This window comes from Eubacterium multiforme (assembly GCF_030813415.1).
Classification (GTDB): domain Bacteria; phylum Bacillota; class Clostridia; order Clostridiales; family Clostridiaceae; genus Clostridium; species Clostridium multiforme.
Window position 1 is genome coordinate 1 of sequence record NZ_JAUSUF010000002.1, and the last position, 16,410, is coordinate 16,410.

Sequence of the window (16,410 nt, forward strand, 5' to 3'; positions counted from 1 at the left end):
TCATCAGCACTATGGACAGCTTTAAAGGCAGGAGATCATGTAATTGCATCAGATACACTTTATGGTTGTACATTTGCATTATTAAATCATGGAATAACAAAGTTTGGAATAGACGTAACTTTTGTAGATATTAGTAATGAAGAAGAAGTTAAAAAAGCTATGAGACCAAATACTAGAGTGGTTTATCTAGAAACACCTGCAAACCCAACTTTAAAAGTAACAGATATTGAAAAAATATCAAAGATTGCTCACGAAGTAAAAGACTGTTTGGTTTTTGTAGATAATACATTCTGTACTCCATATATTCAAAGACCTTTAGAACATGGAGCAGATGTAGTAGTTCATTCAGCAACTAAATATATAAATGGACATGGAGATGTTGTTGCTGGATTTGTAGTAGGTAATAAAGAATTTATAACAAACGTTAAATTACAAGGAATAAAAGATATGACAGGTTCAGTTATGAGTGCTTTTGATGCCTTCTTAATTATAAGAGGAATGAAGACATTAGAAATTAGAATGAAGAAACATTGTGAAAATGCAATGCAAGTAGCTGAATTCTTAGAAGATCATCCAATGGTTGAAAAGGTTTACTATCCAGGACTTAAGAGTTTTGAATATCACGATTTAGCTAAGAAACAAATGGATTTACCAGGTGCTATGATATCCTTTGAAGTAAAGGGCGGAGTAGATGGAGGAAAGACAGTAATGAATAATGTTAAACTTGCAACATTAGCTGTAAGTTTAGGAGATACTGAAACATTAATTCAACATCCAGCATCAATGACTCACTCACCATATACAAAAGAAGAAAGAGAAGCAGCTGGAATTAGTGATGGATTAATTAGATTATCAGTTGGTCTTGAAACTGCTGAAGATATAATTGCTGACTTAAAACAAGCTTTAGATTTAATAGAAGAATAAAATTTTTTATAAAAAGCTAAAAAAAGTAAATATCCCTAAAAATATAAATTATAAAATAAAATGAACATGGATTAGTGATTTATAGAAGACTATTTTTAATAGATAAATTTATCTTTAAAAGTAGTCTTCTTTTTTTGCTGTACTTTAGGTAAGTGCTAATTTAAAATTATTAAAATATTCCTATTAAACTGTGAATTTAAATAAAAATGTTAAATTTATTTAACTAATTTGCTCTTTGATTTAACCTTTGAATAATAATCCCTTAACTTTCAAAAGATAATATAAAGGTGTAGATAACAAATTCATTAAATTATTTTGTGGAGGAGATTGAATATGAAAAATAAAAATCTTAAAATTCTTGTAACTACATTATTAATAAGTGCAATGGGAGGATTATTAGTAGGTTGTGGAGGTAAAGAAGCTTCTAAACAAAGTGGAGAAACAATTACAATAAGTGGCTCTTCAGCTCTTTTACCATTAATGGAACAATCAATAGAAAAATTTAATGAAGTAAAGCCAGGAAATACAATTAATGCACAAGCAGGTGGTTCTGGTACAGGATTAACTCAAGTATTAGAGGGATCAGTAAATATCGGGAATTCAGATGTATTTGCAGAAGAAAAATTATCAAAAGATGATGCAAAAAAATTAGTAGATCATAAAGTTGTAGCACAAGGTTTTGGAGTTGTTGTCAATAAAGAAACAGAAGTAAAAAGTTTAACTAAAAAACAAATTCAAAATATATTTTCAGGAAAAATTAAAAATTGGAAAGAGGTTGGAGGAAAGGATATGGAAATATTAGTTATTCATAGACCAGCTTCTTCAGGAACAAGAGCAACATTTATAGAAAAAGTTTTAGATGGTAACAAAAAGTTAGAAAATGATTCAATAGGTGCTCTTCAAGATAGTAATGGAGCAGTTATAAATGCCATGAAACAAAATAAAGGTGCAATAAGCTATATAGCTCTTTCTTATATGAATAATAATGAGGCTAAGAATGCATTAGATTTAGTAAAAATAAATGGAGTTACCCCTGATTCAGAAAATATAAAAAATGGTAAATATGATTTTTGGTCATGGGGACATATGTATACTAAAGGAGAAGCAACAGGCCTTTCAAAAGAATTTATTGATTTTGTAGGAAGTAAAGAAAATATGGATAGTATTAATAACCTTGGATTAATTCCTGGAAATGAAATTAAAAAATAACTATGAAATATAGATAGGAATGATAAATGTGAAAAAAAGAAGTTTTAAGGAAAGGTTTTTTAATGAACATTTAGGAAAAGGGTTTTCAAGTTTTTGTGGGATATTAATAATATTAATTACAATACTTATAATATTATTTATAGGTTCAAAGGGTATAAAAATATTTACTAAAGGGGAGTATGGGTTAACACAATTTTTATTTACGAATAATTGGAACCCAGCAGGGAATCCTAAAGGCTTTGGTGCTTTTGCATTTATATTAGGTTCAACCTTTGTATCTTTAGGAGCAGTCCTTTTAAGTGCTCCAGTTGCAATTGCTTTAGGTGTATTTGTTAATGTTATTTCTAAAGGCTTTGGAGAAAATATAATTAAACCATCCCTTGAAATATTAGTTGGAATACCATCTGTAGTATATGGATGGATTGGAGTTTCAGTTTTAGTTCCATTTTTAAAAGATAATTTTGGTGGAATGGGATTTTCACTTTTGGCAGGAATATTAGTTTTATCTCTTATGATTCTTCCAACTATAGCAACTCTTTCTATAGATGCAATTAAAGGAATACCAAGGGAGCATATAGAGGCTTCTTATGGACTTGGAGCAACAAGGTGGCAAACAATTAAAAATGTTATAGTAAAGGGAGCAAAATCTGGAATACTTACAGGAGTTGTACTTGGAATAGCAAGAGCTTTTGGAGAAGCCCTTGCAGTTCAAATGGTAATTGGAAATGCTATTAAAATTCCAACTAGTTTAACATCATCTGCTGCCACTTTAACTAGTATCCTAACAATGGATATGGCAAACACAGTAAGTGGATCAGCTTGGAATGATGCTTTATGGACATTAGCTTTAATATTATTAGTAATATCATTTATTTTTATATTAGTAGTTAGAAGAATTGAAAAAGGAGGAGTTAATTAAAATGGATGCAAAAAAAATAGATAAGATAGCAACTGGAGTATTTTATTTAATAGCTGCCTTTGTAGTTATTATACTTGGTACATTTCTTATTTATATTTTATATAAAGGTTTTGGAATGTTAACTCCTTCATTTATTTTTGGAAAGCCTACTTTAACAAGAGCAGGTGGAGGAATTGGTCCACAAATTTTTAATTCACTTTATATGCTAGTTATTTCATTATTAATAACAGTACCAATAGGAATAGGGGCTGGAATATATTTAGCTGAATATGCTAAGGAAGGTATCATATTAAATATAATAAGATTATCTCTTGAAACTATGTCCTCTTTACCTTCTATAGTAATTGGAATGTTTGGACTTTTAATATTTGTTAATTTCTTAGGTTTTGGATATTCAATAATTGCAGGTGCTTTATCAGTAAGTATTTTAAATATACCATCAATGACAAGAATATCAGAAAATGCAATAAGAAATGCCTCTAAAATGGTTAAGGAAGCTTCATTAGGTATTGGTGCTACGAAATGGCAGACTATAATGAAAGTAACCCTTAAAGTGGCTATGAAGGATATTTTAACTGGAATAATACTATCATCTGGAAGAATATTTGGTGAAGCTGCAGCATTTTTATATACAGCAGGGTTAAGTTCTGGAAGTTTAAATTTTAATAATATAAGTTTAACAGGAAGTAATTCAGCTTTTTCACTTTTTAGACCAGCAGAAACTTTGGCAGTTCATATATGGAAATTAAATTCAGAAGGTGTTGTGCCAGATGCTGCAAATATTGCAAATGGAACAGCAGCAGTTTTAATAATAATGGTTTTATTATTTAACTTATTAGCAAAATTAATAGGAAATAGAATGCTAAAATCATATAGTGGGGAGTAGGAAGAAACTATGAGTATAATAGAAACTAGAAATTTAAATCTTTACTATGGAACAAATAAAGCTCTTAAAGATATAAATATAAAGTTTAATAAAAATGAAGTTATAGCCCTTATAGGTCCATCAGGCTGTGGTAAATCAACTTTTTTAAGGACAATAAATAGAATGAATGATCTTATAGAGTCAGTAAAAATAGAGGGAGAAGTATTATTTGAAGGAAATAATATTTTTGATGATTATGATGAGATTAATCTTAGAAAAAGAATAGGTATGGTTTTTCAAAAGCCAAATCCATTTCCAATGTCTATATATGATAATGTTGCTTATGGACCAAGGATACATGGGGTTAAAGATAAGAAAAAATTAGATGAGATAGTAGAAAAAAGTTTAAAAGGAGCAGCACTTTTTGAGGAAACTAAGGATAGACTTAAAAAAAGTGCAATGGGATTATCAGGAGGGCAGCAGCAAAGACTTTGCATTGCAAGAACTCTTGCAGTTTCACCAGAAGTAATACTTATGGATGAACCAACATCAGCCCTTGATCCAATTTCAACTAATAAGGTAGAGGAATTAATTCATGAATTAAAAAGGGATTATACTGTTATAATAGTTACTCATAATATGCAGCAAGCAGGAAGAATAGCTGATAAAACAGCATTTTTCTTAAATGGTGAAATTATAGAGTATGGAAAGACAGAAGATATATTTTATAGACCAAAAGATAAAAGGACAGAGGATTATATTACAGGAAGATTTGGTTAATAAAAATAATTAAGAGGTGATTTTTTTGATAAGGGAATCTCAAAAATTTAGAATAAATAGTATAAATAGCAATTTAAACAAGATGGCAAATTTAGTTAAAGAACAGTTAAATGATAGTATGTTAGCTTTAAAGGATAGAGATACTACATTAGCAGATAAAATTATAAAAAATGATGATAAGGTAGATCTCCTTCAAAAATTAATTGAAGAGGAATGTATTAAGTTTATTGCAACAGAACAGCCAGTTGCAAAAGATTTAAGGAGAGTATTTACCGCATCTAAAATAGTTACAGACTTAGAAAGAATGGCAGACCATGCAGTTGATATATGTAAAATTGCAAGGGATGTTGAAGTGAAAACTTATATATCTGAAGCAAAAAAACTTTGGCTTATGGAAGAAAAAATTCAAAATATGATAACATTAGCTTTAAAGGCATATGATAATAGGGATGTAGATGGAGCCTATAATATATGTAAATTAGATGATGAAATAGATTCTATATATAAGGAAGTATTTAAAGAAACTTTAACGTATATAAAAAATGATGAAAGCAAAATTGATGTAGGAACTAAATTATTATTTGTAAGTAAATATTTAGAAAGGATTGGGGATCATGTAACAAATATTTGTGAATGGATAATATTTAGTAAAAAAGGCAAGTATGTAGATTTAAATGAATAATTTAAAAACCACGCTATAAAGGTAGTGTGGTTTTTGTTATTGAATATTTTAATTATATTATTTTACAATAGAGAAATACTTTGTTTTTAATGAGTTTTATTGACTAACAAAGTATATTAATGTAATATAACAAAAGATACACTAGTTATAGTGCAGAAAAATGGAAACATCAAAAATTCAATAAAAAATATATTTTATAATAAGTATTGCAAAAGAATTCTATTATTTTTAAAATGTAACTTTGTTACGTTGACAAATATGAAATAAAAGGATATAGATAGACTTATAGGTATAAAATAATAAAAAATTAAAAATAATTACAATAAGGAGGAACAATAATGGGAAAACCGATTGTCGCAATGGTAGGAAGACCAAATGTTGGTAAATCTACATTATTTAATAGATTAGCAGGAAAGAGAATTTCTATAGTTGAAGATACACCAGGAGTTACAAGAGACAGAGTATATGCAGAAGCAGATTGGCTTAATTATAATTTTACAATGATAGATACAGGTGGTATAGAACCTGAAAGAGATGATATCATAGTTAAACAAATGAGAAGACAAGCAAATATAGCAATAGAAACAGCAGATGTTATAGTATTTATAGTTGATGGTAAAGAAGGATTAACACCAGCTGATAAAGAAGTAGCTACAATGCTTAGAAAAAGCAAAAAGCCAGTAGTTCTTGTAGTTAACAAGGTTGATTCACTAAAAGAAGAAGAAAATGCTTGGGAATTTTATAACTTAGGAATAGGAGACCCTATTACAATATCAGCAGCTCAAGGTTTAGGTCTTGGAGATATGCTAGATGAAGTTGTTAAGAATTTTGACCCTGCATGTTTAGAAGAAGTAGAGGATGAATATATAAGAATAGCTATGGTTGGAAAGCCAAATGTAGGTAAATCATCCCTTATAAATAAACTTCTAGGAGAAGATAGAGTAATAGTTTCAAATGTTCCAGGAACAACAAGGGATGCTATTGACTCTTATTTAGAAACAGAAGAAGGTAAATTTATTCTAATAGATACAGCAGGTCTTAGAAGAAAGAGTAAAGTAAAAGAAGAAATTGAAAGATATAGCGTTATAAGAACTTATACAGCTATTGAAAGAGCAGATGTTTGTATCTTAATGATAGATGCACAAGAAGGTGTAACAGAGCAGGATGAAAAGATAATAGGATATGCACATGAACTTAATAAGGCTATTATGGTTGTTGTTAATAAGTGGGATCTTATAGAAAAAGATGATAAAACTTTAGATAAGTTAAAGAAGGAACTTCAAGGTGAACTTAAGTTCTTAAGCTATGCACCTTATGTGTTTATATCAGCCCTTACAGGACAAAGAACTAATAAAATCTTAACAACTGCAAAGATGTGTTATGACAATTATTCAAAGAGAATATCAACTGGTGTTTTAAATGATGTAATAAATAGAGCTGTACTTATGAAGGAGCCACCAATTGTAGGATTAAAGAGAATGAAAATTTATTATGCAACTCAAGTTGCAGCAAGACCACCTAAGTTCATTTTCTTTGTAAATGACGCAAATGCAACACATTTTTCATATCAAAGATATTTAGAAAACCAATTAAGACAAAGTTTTGATTTTGAAGGAACAGGTATACAAATAGAGTATAGAGAAAGGAAAATGTAATTATGAGTAAAGTAGCATTTATTGGAGGAGGAAGTTTTGGTACAGCATTAGCAGTGCAGCTTAGCCAAAAAGGTAATAAAGTAAATATATTTGATAGAGATATTAATGTTTGCAGAGACATTAATGAAAACAGAAAAAATGATAAATATATTAAAGACTTACATATTCCAGAAAATATTACAGCCTTTAATAATATAGATGAGGCAATAGAAGGAGTGGACTATTTAGTTTTAGCAGTTCCTTCTCATGTAATAAGAGATGTTACTAAATCCTTAAAAGGAAAAATTAAAGAAGATGTAGTTATAATATCAATAGCTAAAGGAATTGAACCTACAACTAATAAAAGATTATCAAAGGTTATAGAAGATGAACTTCCAAACCCTGTAGTAATACTTTCAGGTCCAAGTCATGCAGAGGAAGTTGCAATTAAACTTCCAACTACTTTAGTTTCAACTTCAAACAATATGAAGTATGCAGAAAAGGTTCAAGAATTATTTATGACACCAACCCTTAGAGTGTATACAAATGAAGATATAGTTGGAGTTGAAATAGGAGGAGCTGTTAAAAATATTATTGCATTAGCTGCAGGTATTGGTGACGGTGTTGGCTATGGAGATAATTCAAAAGCAGCCCTTATGACTAGAGGAATGAAGGAAATATCAAGAGTTGGAATGGCACTTGGTGGAAAAGCTGAAACATTTTTTGGACTTACAGGAATGGGTGATTTAATAGTTACTTGTACCTCAATGCATTCAAGAAATAGAAGAGCAGGTATTCTTATAGGAAAAGGTGCATCATTAGATGAAGCATTAGAAGAAGTAGGAATGGTAGTTGAAGGCGTTAAAGCTTGTAAGGCTTTCCATGAATTAAATAAAGAAATTGGAGTTAGTATGCCAATTACTGATGCATTATATGATGTATTATTTGAAGGTAAAAATCCAAGAGAAGTAGTTAATGAACTTATGCTTAGAGAAAAGAAAAATGAAACTCATTAATAACATATAAAGGTGATATAATTTTTAGTTATGTCATCTTTTTTTTTATTTTTTTATTAATCATAATAAAAAATACAATTATTTAAAAATTTATAGATACTAAAAATTTTTCTAAGTGCAAAATAATTATATAAAATAGTATATAATTTTGAACTTCCGAATATATATATATTGTTATAAATAGTTAGGAGGTAATTTCTTGGACAATTTTAAAATCTATAAAGATATATCAGAAAGAACCCAAGGTGACATATATGTAGGAGTTGTTGGCCCTGTAAGAACAGGAAAATCAACATTTATTAAAAAATTTATGGACCTTATGGTAATACCAAAGATAGAAAATGAGTTTAAAAAAGAGAGAGCTAAGGATGAATTACCACAAAGTGGCTCAGGAAAGATGATTCATACTACAGAACCAAAGTTTGTTCCAAATGAAGCTATTGAAATAAACATTGAAGATGAAATAAAATTTAAAGTTAGAATGGTTGATTGTGTAGGATATATAGTAAAGGAGGCTTTAGGCTATATTGAGGGAGAAAATCCTAAGATGGTTAATACTCCATGGTATGATTATGAAATTCCATTTGAAGATGCAGCTGAAATAGGAACTAGAAAGGTTATAACAGACCATTCAACAATTGGTTTAGTTATAACTACAGATGGAAGTATAACTGGACTTAAGAGAGAAGATTATATTGAGGCAGAAGAGAGGGTAATATCTGAATTACAGTCAATAAATAAGCCATTTGTAGTAGTACTTAATAGCGCAAGAGCAAATTCTAAGGAAACACAAGAAGTAAAAAAAGAAATGGAAGAAAAGTATAATGTTGAAGTTCAAATAATGGACATAGCCAATATGAATGAGGATGATATAGAGAATTTATTTAAAAACGTTCTTAGAGAATTTCCAGTAAAAGAAGTTAATATTGATATGCCAGAGTGGCTTGAAAAACTAGAAGTTGAACATTGGCTTAAAAAAGATTTCTTTAACATAATAAAAGGGATGAGCAAAAACATATCAAAAGTAAGAGATATAAAAATTTCTCTTGATAATTTAGAGGAAGAATTTTTAGGTGATACATTTATAAAAGAAATAGACCTAGGTATTGGAACTGCTAATGTTATAATGAAGCCTAAAGATGGAATATTTTATAAGGTATTAAGTGAAATATGTGAATTAGAAGTTGGATCAGACAATGATCTTCTTTCCATAATTAAAGAATTAAATTGTGCAAAAAAAGAATATGATAAAGTTAAAGATGCTTTAAATGATGTTAATGAGACAGGATACGGATTAGTTGCACCTCAACTTAAAGAAATGAAATTTGAGGAACCTGAAATAGTTAAGCATGGTTCTCAATATGGAGTTAAATTAAAAGCCAGTGCACCATCACTACATTTTATTAAAGCTAATATTCAAACAGAAATAAGCCCTATAATGGGATCAGAAAAAGAGTCAGAAGACTTAGTTAAATCTTTACTAGAACAATTTGAAAATGATCCAACAATGCTTTGGCAAAGTAATATGTTTGGAAAATCATTAGAAGTTTTAGTTAAAGAAGGGCTTCAAAATAAACTTTATAAAATGCCAGAGGATGTTCAAGTAAAAATACAAAAAACACTTCAAAAAATAATAAATGAGGGTAATGGAGGATTAATCTGTATAATCCTATAAATAGTAGGCTAGTATTTTGTTTATCATTATACTAGCCTTTTATTTATTATTGGGTTATATTCAAAATAAAGAACATATAATAATAATATATACTTTAAAAATATAATACAAAAAGGCATGGTGAGGTATTATGATGAATAAATACAAAACTTATAAGAAAGTTGGGGCAATAGATAAAGAGATAGCGGACAAGGTAGGATTTGATTTTTATGGTAATGTCTATGCTTCACCAGGGGTATTAAAGCATATAAAAAAGAAACACGGAAAGCAGCTTACAAGAAATATAAAGGATAATTTAAAGGTAATGATGGAGAGAATAATAATAAAACCAGATTTTATAGGAATGAATAAAAGAAAAAATAAAGATGGGGCATTAGAACTTGTAAAGAAAATAGATGCTTATATAATGCTTATTTTAGAAGTGGATATAGATAAAAAATATATTTATGTTTCTAGTATGTATCCAGTAACTAAAAGCAAAATGAAAAATAAATTATATAGTGGAAGCTTAAAAGAAGCAGTATAAATACTAATATTTCCTTGAAAAATATTTGATTATGTATGTATAATAACAGTGTATGAAAGTTTTTGAGGTGAGCAAGGGCTCCTCACGCGCTAATAAAATTAGTAAACAGAGATGTAGGATACGCCGACCTACCAAAAATTATTTAAAGACTTTTGGGAAGATCCCAAAAGTTCTTTTTATTACAAAAGATAACTAGGAGGAAGATATTATGAAGAAAGTTGCAGTTGTATTTAATGGTGGAACAATATCAATGAAGGTGGATGAAAGAATAAAGGCAGCAGTTCCAAGTCTTAGTGGAGAAGAAATTATGGCTATGGTAACTGGTATAGAAGATTATGCCGAAATTATAAATTATAATTTTTCATCTCTTCCATCTCCACATGTTACTCCACAAATTATGCTTGAATTATCAAAATTTGTACAAGAACTGGCAGACAGGGAAGATATTTCAGGAATAGTTGTAACTCATGGAACAGACAGTTTGGAAGAAACAGCGTACTTTTTAGATTTAACTGTTAAGACTAAAAAACCTATAGTTATAACAGGAGCAATGAGAAGTAGCTCAGAACTTGGATATGATGGACCATTTAATTTGGCTACATCAATTTGTACTGCAATAGCAGACCAATCAAGAGAAAGAGGAGTAATCGTTTGCTTTAATGGAGAATTAAATGATGCAAGAGAAGTTACAAAGGCAAATTCAATGGCTTTAAATGCTTTTAGAACTCCTAATTTTGGACCTGTTGGAATAGTTGATAATAATCAAGTTATATTTTATAGAAAAGGTAAAAAGGGAGAAAAATTATCTCCAAAAAATATGGATAAAGATGTAGCACTTATAAAATGTGTTTCAGGAATGGATTCATCCTTTATAGATTTTGCACTAGAAAAAGGATTTAAAGGAATTGTAATAGAAGGTATGGGAAGAGGCAATGTTCCTCCTACAGTAGTTCCAGGTATTAAAAGAGCTATAGAAAAAAATATACCTGTTGTTCTTGTATCTAGATGTTTTGAAGGAAGAGTTTTTGAAAGCTATGGCTATGAAGGTGGTGGAAAGCACCTTATGAATCTTGGAGTAATATTTGGTGATACTATGCCAGGACAAAAAGCTAGAATAGAACTTTTAGTTGCAATAAATTCAGGTAAAACAATAGATGAAATAAGAGGTTTATTTGAAGAAGGATTATATGAACACAATTAATAATATGAATGAACTTAATTCATAAAATAAAAAACATTCATACAGGTTAAAATAATAATACAATAATGTGTTGACAATATTCGGATTTATTACTAAAATAGTAATTGAAAGAGCGTAACTCATATAATAGTGGGAATATGGACCACTAGTTTCTACCAGATACCGTAAATATCTGACTATGAGAAGACTATTTGAATAATAAATTCAAAAAAAGTCATTATGAGTTATCTATTAAGGTGCTCATAATGACTTTTTTTATTCTGTGGGGGGAAAGAGATGAGAGAAGAAAAAAGATTTTTTGAAATTCTTGAAAATAAGAATGTTAATTTCAAGAAAGAAATTATTGCAGGTATAACTACATTTTTAACGATGGCTTACATAATAGCTGTAAATCCAAGTATATTAGGAGCTACTGGAATGGATCAAGGTGCATTAGTTACAGCAACTTGTTTATCGGCAGCTATTGCAACAATCTTAATGGGCGTATTTGCAAATTTACCTTTTGCTTTAGCATCAGGTATGGGGCTTAATGCTTATTTTGCTTTTTCAGTAGTTATAGGACAAGGAATATCATGGGAAATTGCACTGACTGCTGTATTCGTTGAAGGAATTATATTTATACTTATGTCACTATTTAAAGTTCGTCAAGTTGTAGTTAAAGCTATACCAATGAATATGAAATATGCAGTTACAGCAGGTATAGGATTATTTATAGCATTTATAGGACTTACAGGAAGTAAGATAGTTGTTGCAAATCCAGATACATATTTATCATTAGGACATTTTTCTACACCAACAGTTCTTATAGCTTCTGTTGGAGTTATAGTAATTGCAATATTAGATAAAAAAGGAGTTAAAGCTTCAATATTATTTGGAATTGTTGTTTCAACTTTAATGGCATGGGGTTATGCAATGTTTGATCCTGAATATGCAAAGGCTCTTGGAATATTTTTACCAAATGGAATTATAAAATTTGAAAGTATAGCACCAATTGCAGGGAAAATTGATTTTCATTATATGTTACACCCAAGTACAATATGGAGTTTTATAACAATAGTTTGTACATTTTTATTTGTTGATTTCTTTGATACTATTGGAACATTAGTTGGAGTATCATCAAGGGCTGGAATGTTAGATAAAGATGGAAATATACCAAATGTAGGTAAAGCATTATTAGTTGATGCAGTTGGAACAACTGTGGGAGCTTGCATTGGAGTATCTACTGTAACAACTTTTGTTGAAAGTTCAACAGGTGTTGCCGCAGGAGGAAGAACTGGGTGGACATCAATAACAACAGGAATGTTATTTTTAATTGCAATGTTCTTTTCACCTATTTTTGTAGCAATTCCAGCCTGTGCAACTGCACCAGCACTTATATATGTTGGTTATTTAATGCTTGGAGCTGTTAAAAATATTGATTTTCATGAAATAACAGAAGGATTTCCTGCATTTATAACAATAGTTGCAATGCCTTTAACTTATAGTATAGGTGATGGATTAACTTTAGGTGTATTATCTTATGTATTTATAAATGTTTTATATAATATTTTCTTTGTAAGAAATAAAGAAGAGAAGAAAAAAATATCTATAGTAATGATAGTTCTTACTTGTATATTTTTATTTAAATTATTTTTCTTATAATAAAATTATTAAGGCTGCCAAAAAGGCAGTCTTTTTTTATGTTTAATTGTAAACAATATGTTAACAAACCATTGACTTTATTTTGTTACTAAAATAATATGTATTTAATAATAAATTTAAGCTTTATGGTAAGGAGGGAAAATAATGGTTAAAAGTATGACTAGTTTTGGAAGAGCTAGAAGTGAAGAAGGAAGAGAAAGACTTTTTTCTGTTGAAATGAAAAGTGTAAATCATAGATATTTAGATATGAACATTAGAATGCCAAAGTCAATTTTTCCTTTAGAAGAAAAGATTCGTAAATTAATAAGTGCAAGATTAAATAGAGGAAAAGTTGATGTTTATATAAATTTAAAAAACTTTTCAAATGGAGGAGAAGTTGCAAAGGTTAATGAAGAATTAGCTAAAAGCTATTTTGAATGTTTAAATAAAATAGCAGAAGAACTTTCAATTGAAAATGATGCTACAGCAACTAAAATAGCAAGATTTCCTGATGTTATCTCTATAGAAGAAAAAGAAGAAAATATTGATGAAGTTTTTGAAGAAATAAAAACATTAATAGAGGATTCTCTTGATAAAATGGTTGAGATGAGAGCTCGAGAAGGTGAAAAACTTAAAGAAGATATATTAGGAAAGCTTCAAGTAATTGAGGAACTTGTTTTTAATATAGAAGAAATTGCAGATGTAATTCCAAAACAATATAAATTAAAGTTAGAAGAAAGATTAAAAGAGCTAACTAAAGGAATTGAAATAGATGAAAACAGGATTGCAACTGAAATTGCAATTTTTGCTGATAAAGCTACTGTTGATGAAGAAATCATAAGACTTAGAAGTCATATATCTCAAATGAGAAGTACTTTAGATTTAAATGAACCAATAGGTAGAAAACTTGACTTTATTGTTCAAGAAATGAATAGGGAAGCAAATACTATAGCTTCTAAATCAAATGATATGAAAATGACTAATATAGTCATTGACATAAAAAATATAATCGAAAAGATTAGAGAACAAGTTCAAAATATAGAATAGTAGGAGGAGAAACATGGGTATTAAATTAATAAACATTGGCTTTGGAAATATCGTATCAGCTAATAGATTAGTTGCTATTGTAAGTCCTGAATCTGCACCAATAAAAAGAATAATACAAGAAGCAAGAGACAGAGGAATGCTTATCGATGCAACTTATGGAAGAAGAACAAGGGCAGTTATTATAACAGATAGTGACCATGTAATTTTATCAGCAGTTCAACCTGAAACAGTAGCTCATAGATTATCAAGTAAAGATGATCATGAAGATGAGGTAGAGGAATAATGAAAAAAGGCGTTTTATTAGTTATATCAGGTCCATCAGGAGCTGGTAAGGGAACAATATGTAAGGCATTATTAGAAAAACATAAAGACATATATTTATCAGTTTCAGCAACAACTAGAGATCCAAGAGTTGGTGAAGTAGAGGGAGTAAATTATTTCTTTACAACTAAGGAACAATTTCTTCAAAAAGTTGAAGAGGGAGATTTCTTAGAACATGCAGAAGTTTATGGAAATTATTATGGAACACCAAAATCTAGCGTTCAAAAGATGCTAAATGAGGGAAGGGATGTAATACTTGAAATAGATATACAAGGAGCATTAAAAGTTAAAGAAAACTGTGAAGAAGGTATATTTATTTTTATACTTCCACCATCAATGGAAGAATTAAAACAAAGAATCATTAAAAGAGGAAGCGAAACGCCAGAATCATTAATGAGAAGATTTAAGTCAGCATATAAAGAAATAAATTATATTTCAAAATATAATTATGCTGTAGTAAATGACGAAATCGACATTGCTGTTTCAAAGCTTGAAGCAATAATAACAGCAGAAAAATGTAGAGTAGATAGAATGAAAAATAAAATTATAGATTCTAAGGAGGGCTTTATACATGAACAACTCTATGATTAATCCATCAGTAGTGGAATTATTAAAAAAGGTAGAAGACAGATATTCATTAGTCATTGTAACTTCAAAAAGAGCTAGACAAATAATTGGAGGAAGTGAACCACTTATAAAAATAGATTCACAAAAGCCTTTAACAATAGCAATAAATGAAGTAAATGAAGGTAAAGTAGGTTATGAAATACCTGAATGTGAAGAAGGAAAATAATATATAATGTATAAGGATAAATGTGTTGTATTAGGAGTTTGCGGAGGAATTGCAGTTTATAAGGCTTTAGATGTTGTAAGTTCCCTTCGTAAAAAAGGTATTGAAGTTAGAGTTATAATGACAAAATCAGCTACTGAATTTGTTACTCCTTTAACATTTCAATCAATGAGTCAAAATATGGTTATAACAGATATGTTTGCAGAGCCTAAGGCTTTTGAGATTCAGCATATAAGCCTTGCTCAAAAGGCTGATGTAATGCTTATTGCACCAGCTACTGCAAATATAATTGGCAAAGTTGCAAATGGAATTGCAGATGATATGCTTTCAACAACTATTATGGCAACTAAAGCAAAGGTCATATTTGCACCTGCAATGAACACAAATATGTATGAAAACAAAATAGTTCAAGAAAATATTAAAAAGTTAAAAGAATATGGATATGAATTTATTGAACCAGATTCTGGAAGGCTTGCTTGTGGTGATATAGGAAAAGGTAAATTACCAAAACCAGAGGTTATATTCCAAAATGTATTAACAGCCCTTCATCCTGTTAAAGACTTAGTATCTAAAAAGGTTCTTGTAACAGCAGGACCAACTAGAGCTAATATAGACCCTGTTAGATTTATTACAAATAGATCTACTGGAAAGATGGGATATGCAATTGCAAAAGAAGCTAGAGATAGAGGAGCTGAAGTTGTACTTGTAACTGGAGCTAAAAATATAGATAAACCTCATGGAATAAAGGTTATTGAAGTAGAAACTAACTCAGAAATGAGGAAAGCTGTCCTTGAAAATTATTCTTCATCTGATATTGTTGTTAAATCTGCTGCTGTTGCAGATTATAAACCAAAGGAATACAGCAGTGAAAAGATTAAAAAAGGTGAAGGAAATTTAAATATAGAACTTACAAGAGATGTAGATATATTAAAGGAACTTGGAGAAAAAAAGGAAAAACAAGTATTAGTTGGATTTGCAGCCGAAAGTAGCAATTTGATAGAAAATGCAAAAGGCAAATTAAGTAGAAAAAATCTTGATTATATTATAGCAAATGATATTACATCAAAAGAAACTGGTTTTGGAAGTGATCAAAATAAAGTTTTTGTAATTTCAAAAGAGGGTTCTGTAAAGGAACTTGATATAATGAGCAAAAGAGAAGTAGCTAGTAATTTGTTTGATATTATTTGTGGAAAGCGCTAAT

Annotated in this window: 17 protein-coding genes and 1 riboswitch; all 17 genes read left to right on the forward strand. The window is 29.4% G+C overall.

Going from position 1 to position 16,410, the window contains the following annotated elements; translation table 11 throughout:
* Positions 1–924: aminotransferase class V-fold PLP-dependent enzyme (locus tag J2S18_RS03965; protein ID WP_307483544.1), on the forward strand; the 924-nt coding region annotated here is incomplete at its 5' end.
* A gap of 333 nt (positions 925–1,257) precedes the next feature.
* Positions 1,258–2,133: a phosphate ABC transporter substrate-binding protein gene (locus J2S18_RS03970; RefSeq protein WP_307483546.1), complete on the forward strand. Its 876-nt coding sequence runs from the start codon at positions 1,258–1,260 to the stop codon at positions 2,131–2,133.
* Positions 2,134–2,161: 28 nt separating this feature from the next.
* Positions 2,162–3,052, forward strand: coding sequence for a phosphate ABC transporter permease subunit PstC (gene pstC, locus J2S18_RS03975; RefSeq protein ID WP_307483549.1), 891 nt, complete (start codon positions 2,162–2,164; stop codon positions 3,050–3,052).
* Between the two features lies 1 nt (position 3,053).
* Positions 3,054–3,938, forward strand: coding sequence for a phosphate ABC transporter permease PstA (gene pstA / locus J2S18_RS03980; protein ID WP_307483552.1), 885 nt, complete (start codon positions 3,054–3,056; stop codon positions 3,936–3,938).
* 9 nt (positions 3,939–3,947) lie between these two features.
* Complete coding sequence (gene pstB, locus J2S18_RS03985) at positions 3,948–4,697, forward strand: phosphate ABC transporter ATP-binding protein PstB (protein ID WP_307483553.1); 750 nt, start codon at positions 3,948–3,950, stop codon at positions 4,695–4,697.
* A gap of 25 nt (positions 4,698–4,722) precedes the next feature.
* The gene (phoU, locus tag J2S18_RS03990; RefSeq protein WP_307483555.1) at positions 4,723–5,379 is read left to right on the forward strand and encodes a phosphate signaling complex protein PhoU; all 657 of its coding nucleotides are present in this window, start codon (positions 4,723–4,725) and stop codon (positions 5,377–5,379) included.
* Between the two features lie 338 nt (positions 5,380–5,717).
* Entirely contained in the window at positions 5,718–7,034 is a 1,317-nt protein-coding gene (gene der / locus J2S18_RS03995; RefSeq protein ID WP_307483557.1) for a ribosome biogenesis GTPase Der, read from the forward strand.
* A gap of 2 nt (positions 7,035–7,036) precedes the next feature.
* The gene (locus J2S18_RS04000) at positions 7,037–8,029 is read left to right on the forward strand and encodes an NAD(P)H-dependent glycerol-3-phosphate dehydrogenase (RefSeq protein ID WP_307483559.1); all 993 of its coding nucleotides are present in this window, start codon (positions 7,037–7,039) and stop codon (positions 8,027–8,029) included.
* A gap of 199 nt (positions 8,030–8,228) precedes the next feature.
* A complete protein-coding gene (spoIVA, locus tag J2S18_RS04005; protein WP_307483562.1) occupies positions 8,229–9,704 on the forward strand; it encodes a stage IV sporulation protein A in 1,476 nt (491 codons plus the stop codon).
* Positions 9,705–9,837: 133 nt separating this feature from the next.
* Positions 9,838–10,230, forward strand: a complete 393-nt coding sequence (locus tag J2S18_RS04010; RefSeq protein WP_307483565.1) for a PBECR3 domain-containing polyvalent protein — start codon at positions 9,838–9,840, stop codon at positions 10,228–10,230.
* Positions 10,231–10,438: 208 nt separating this feature from the next.
* Positions 10,439–11,431: an asparaginase gene (locus tag J2S18_RS04015; protein WP_307483567.1), complete on the forward strand. Its 993-nt coding sequence runs from the start codon at positions 10,439–10,441 to the stop codon at positions 11,429–11,431.
* Positions 11,432–11,530: 99 nt separating this feature from the next.
* Positions 11,531–11,630, forward strand: a riboswitch (purine riboswitch).
* A 77-nt stretch (positions 11,631–11,707) separates the two neighbouring features.
* Positions 11,708–13,072 carry an NCS2 family permease gene (locus J2S18_RS04020; protein WP_307483570.1) on the forward strand — a complete coding sequence of 455 codons (1,365 nt, stop codon included), beginning with the start codon at positions 11,708–11,710 and terminating at the stop codon, positions 13,070–13,072.
* Positions 13,073–13,216: 144 nt separating this feature from the next.
* The gene (locus J2S18_RS04025) at positions 13,217–14,098 is read left to right on the forward strand and encodes a YicC/YloC family endoribonuclease (RefSeq protein ID WP_307483573.1); all 882 of its coding nucleotides are present in this window, start codon (positions 13,217–13,219) and stop codon (positions 14,096–14,098) included.
* Positions 14,099–14,111: 13 nt separating this feature from the next.
* Positions 14,112–14,381, forward strand: a complete 270-nt coding sequence (remA, locus tag J2S18_RS04030; RefSeq protein WP_209795308.1) for an extracellular matrix/biofilm regulator RemA — start codon at positions 14,112–14,114, stop codon at positions 14,379–14,381.
* Positions 14,381–15,010 (forward strand): guanylate kinase, encoded by a 630-nt coding sequence (gene gmk / locus J2S18_RS04035; RefSeq protein WP_307483576.1) that lies wholly within the window; start codon positions 14,381–14,383, stop codon positions 15,008–15,010. The genes remA and gmk overlap by 1 nt, the downstream gene beginning before the upstream one ends.
* The gene (gene rpoZ, locus J2S18_RS04040; protein ID WP_307483577.1) at positions 14,991–15,212 is read left to right on the forward strand and encodes a DNA-directed RNA polymerase subunit omega; all 222 of its coding nucleotides are present in this window, start codon (positions 14,991–14,993) and stop codon (positions 15,210–15,212) included. The genes gmk and rpoZ overlap by 20 nt, the downstream gene beginning before the upstream one ends.
* Positions 15,213–15,218: 6 nt before the next feature.
* On the forward strand, positions 15,219–16,409 hold the full coding sequence (gene coaBC / locus J2S18_RS04045) for a bifunctional phosphopantothenoylcysteine decarboxylase/phosphopantothenate--cysteine ligase CoaBC (protein WP_307483579.1): 1,191 nt from the start codon (positions 15,219–15,221) through the stop codon (positions 16,407–16,409).
* Position 16,410: the final 1 nt, after the last annotated feature.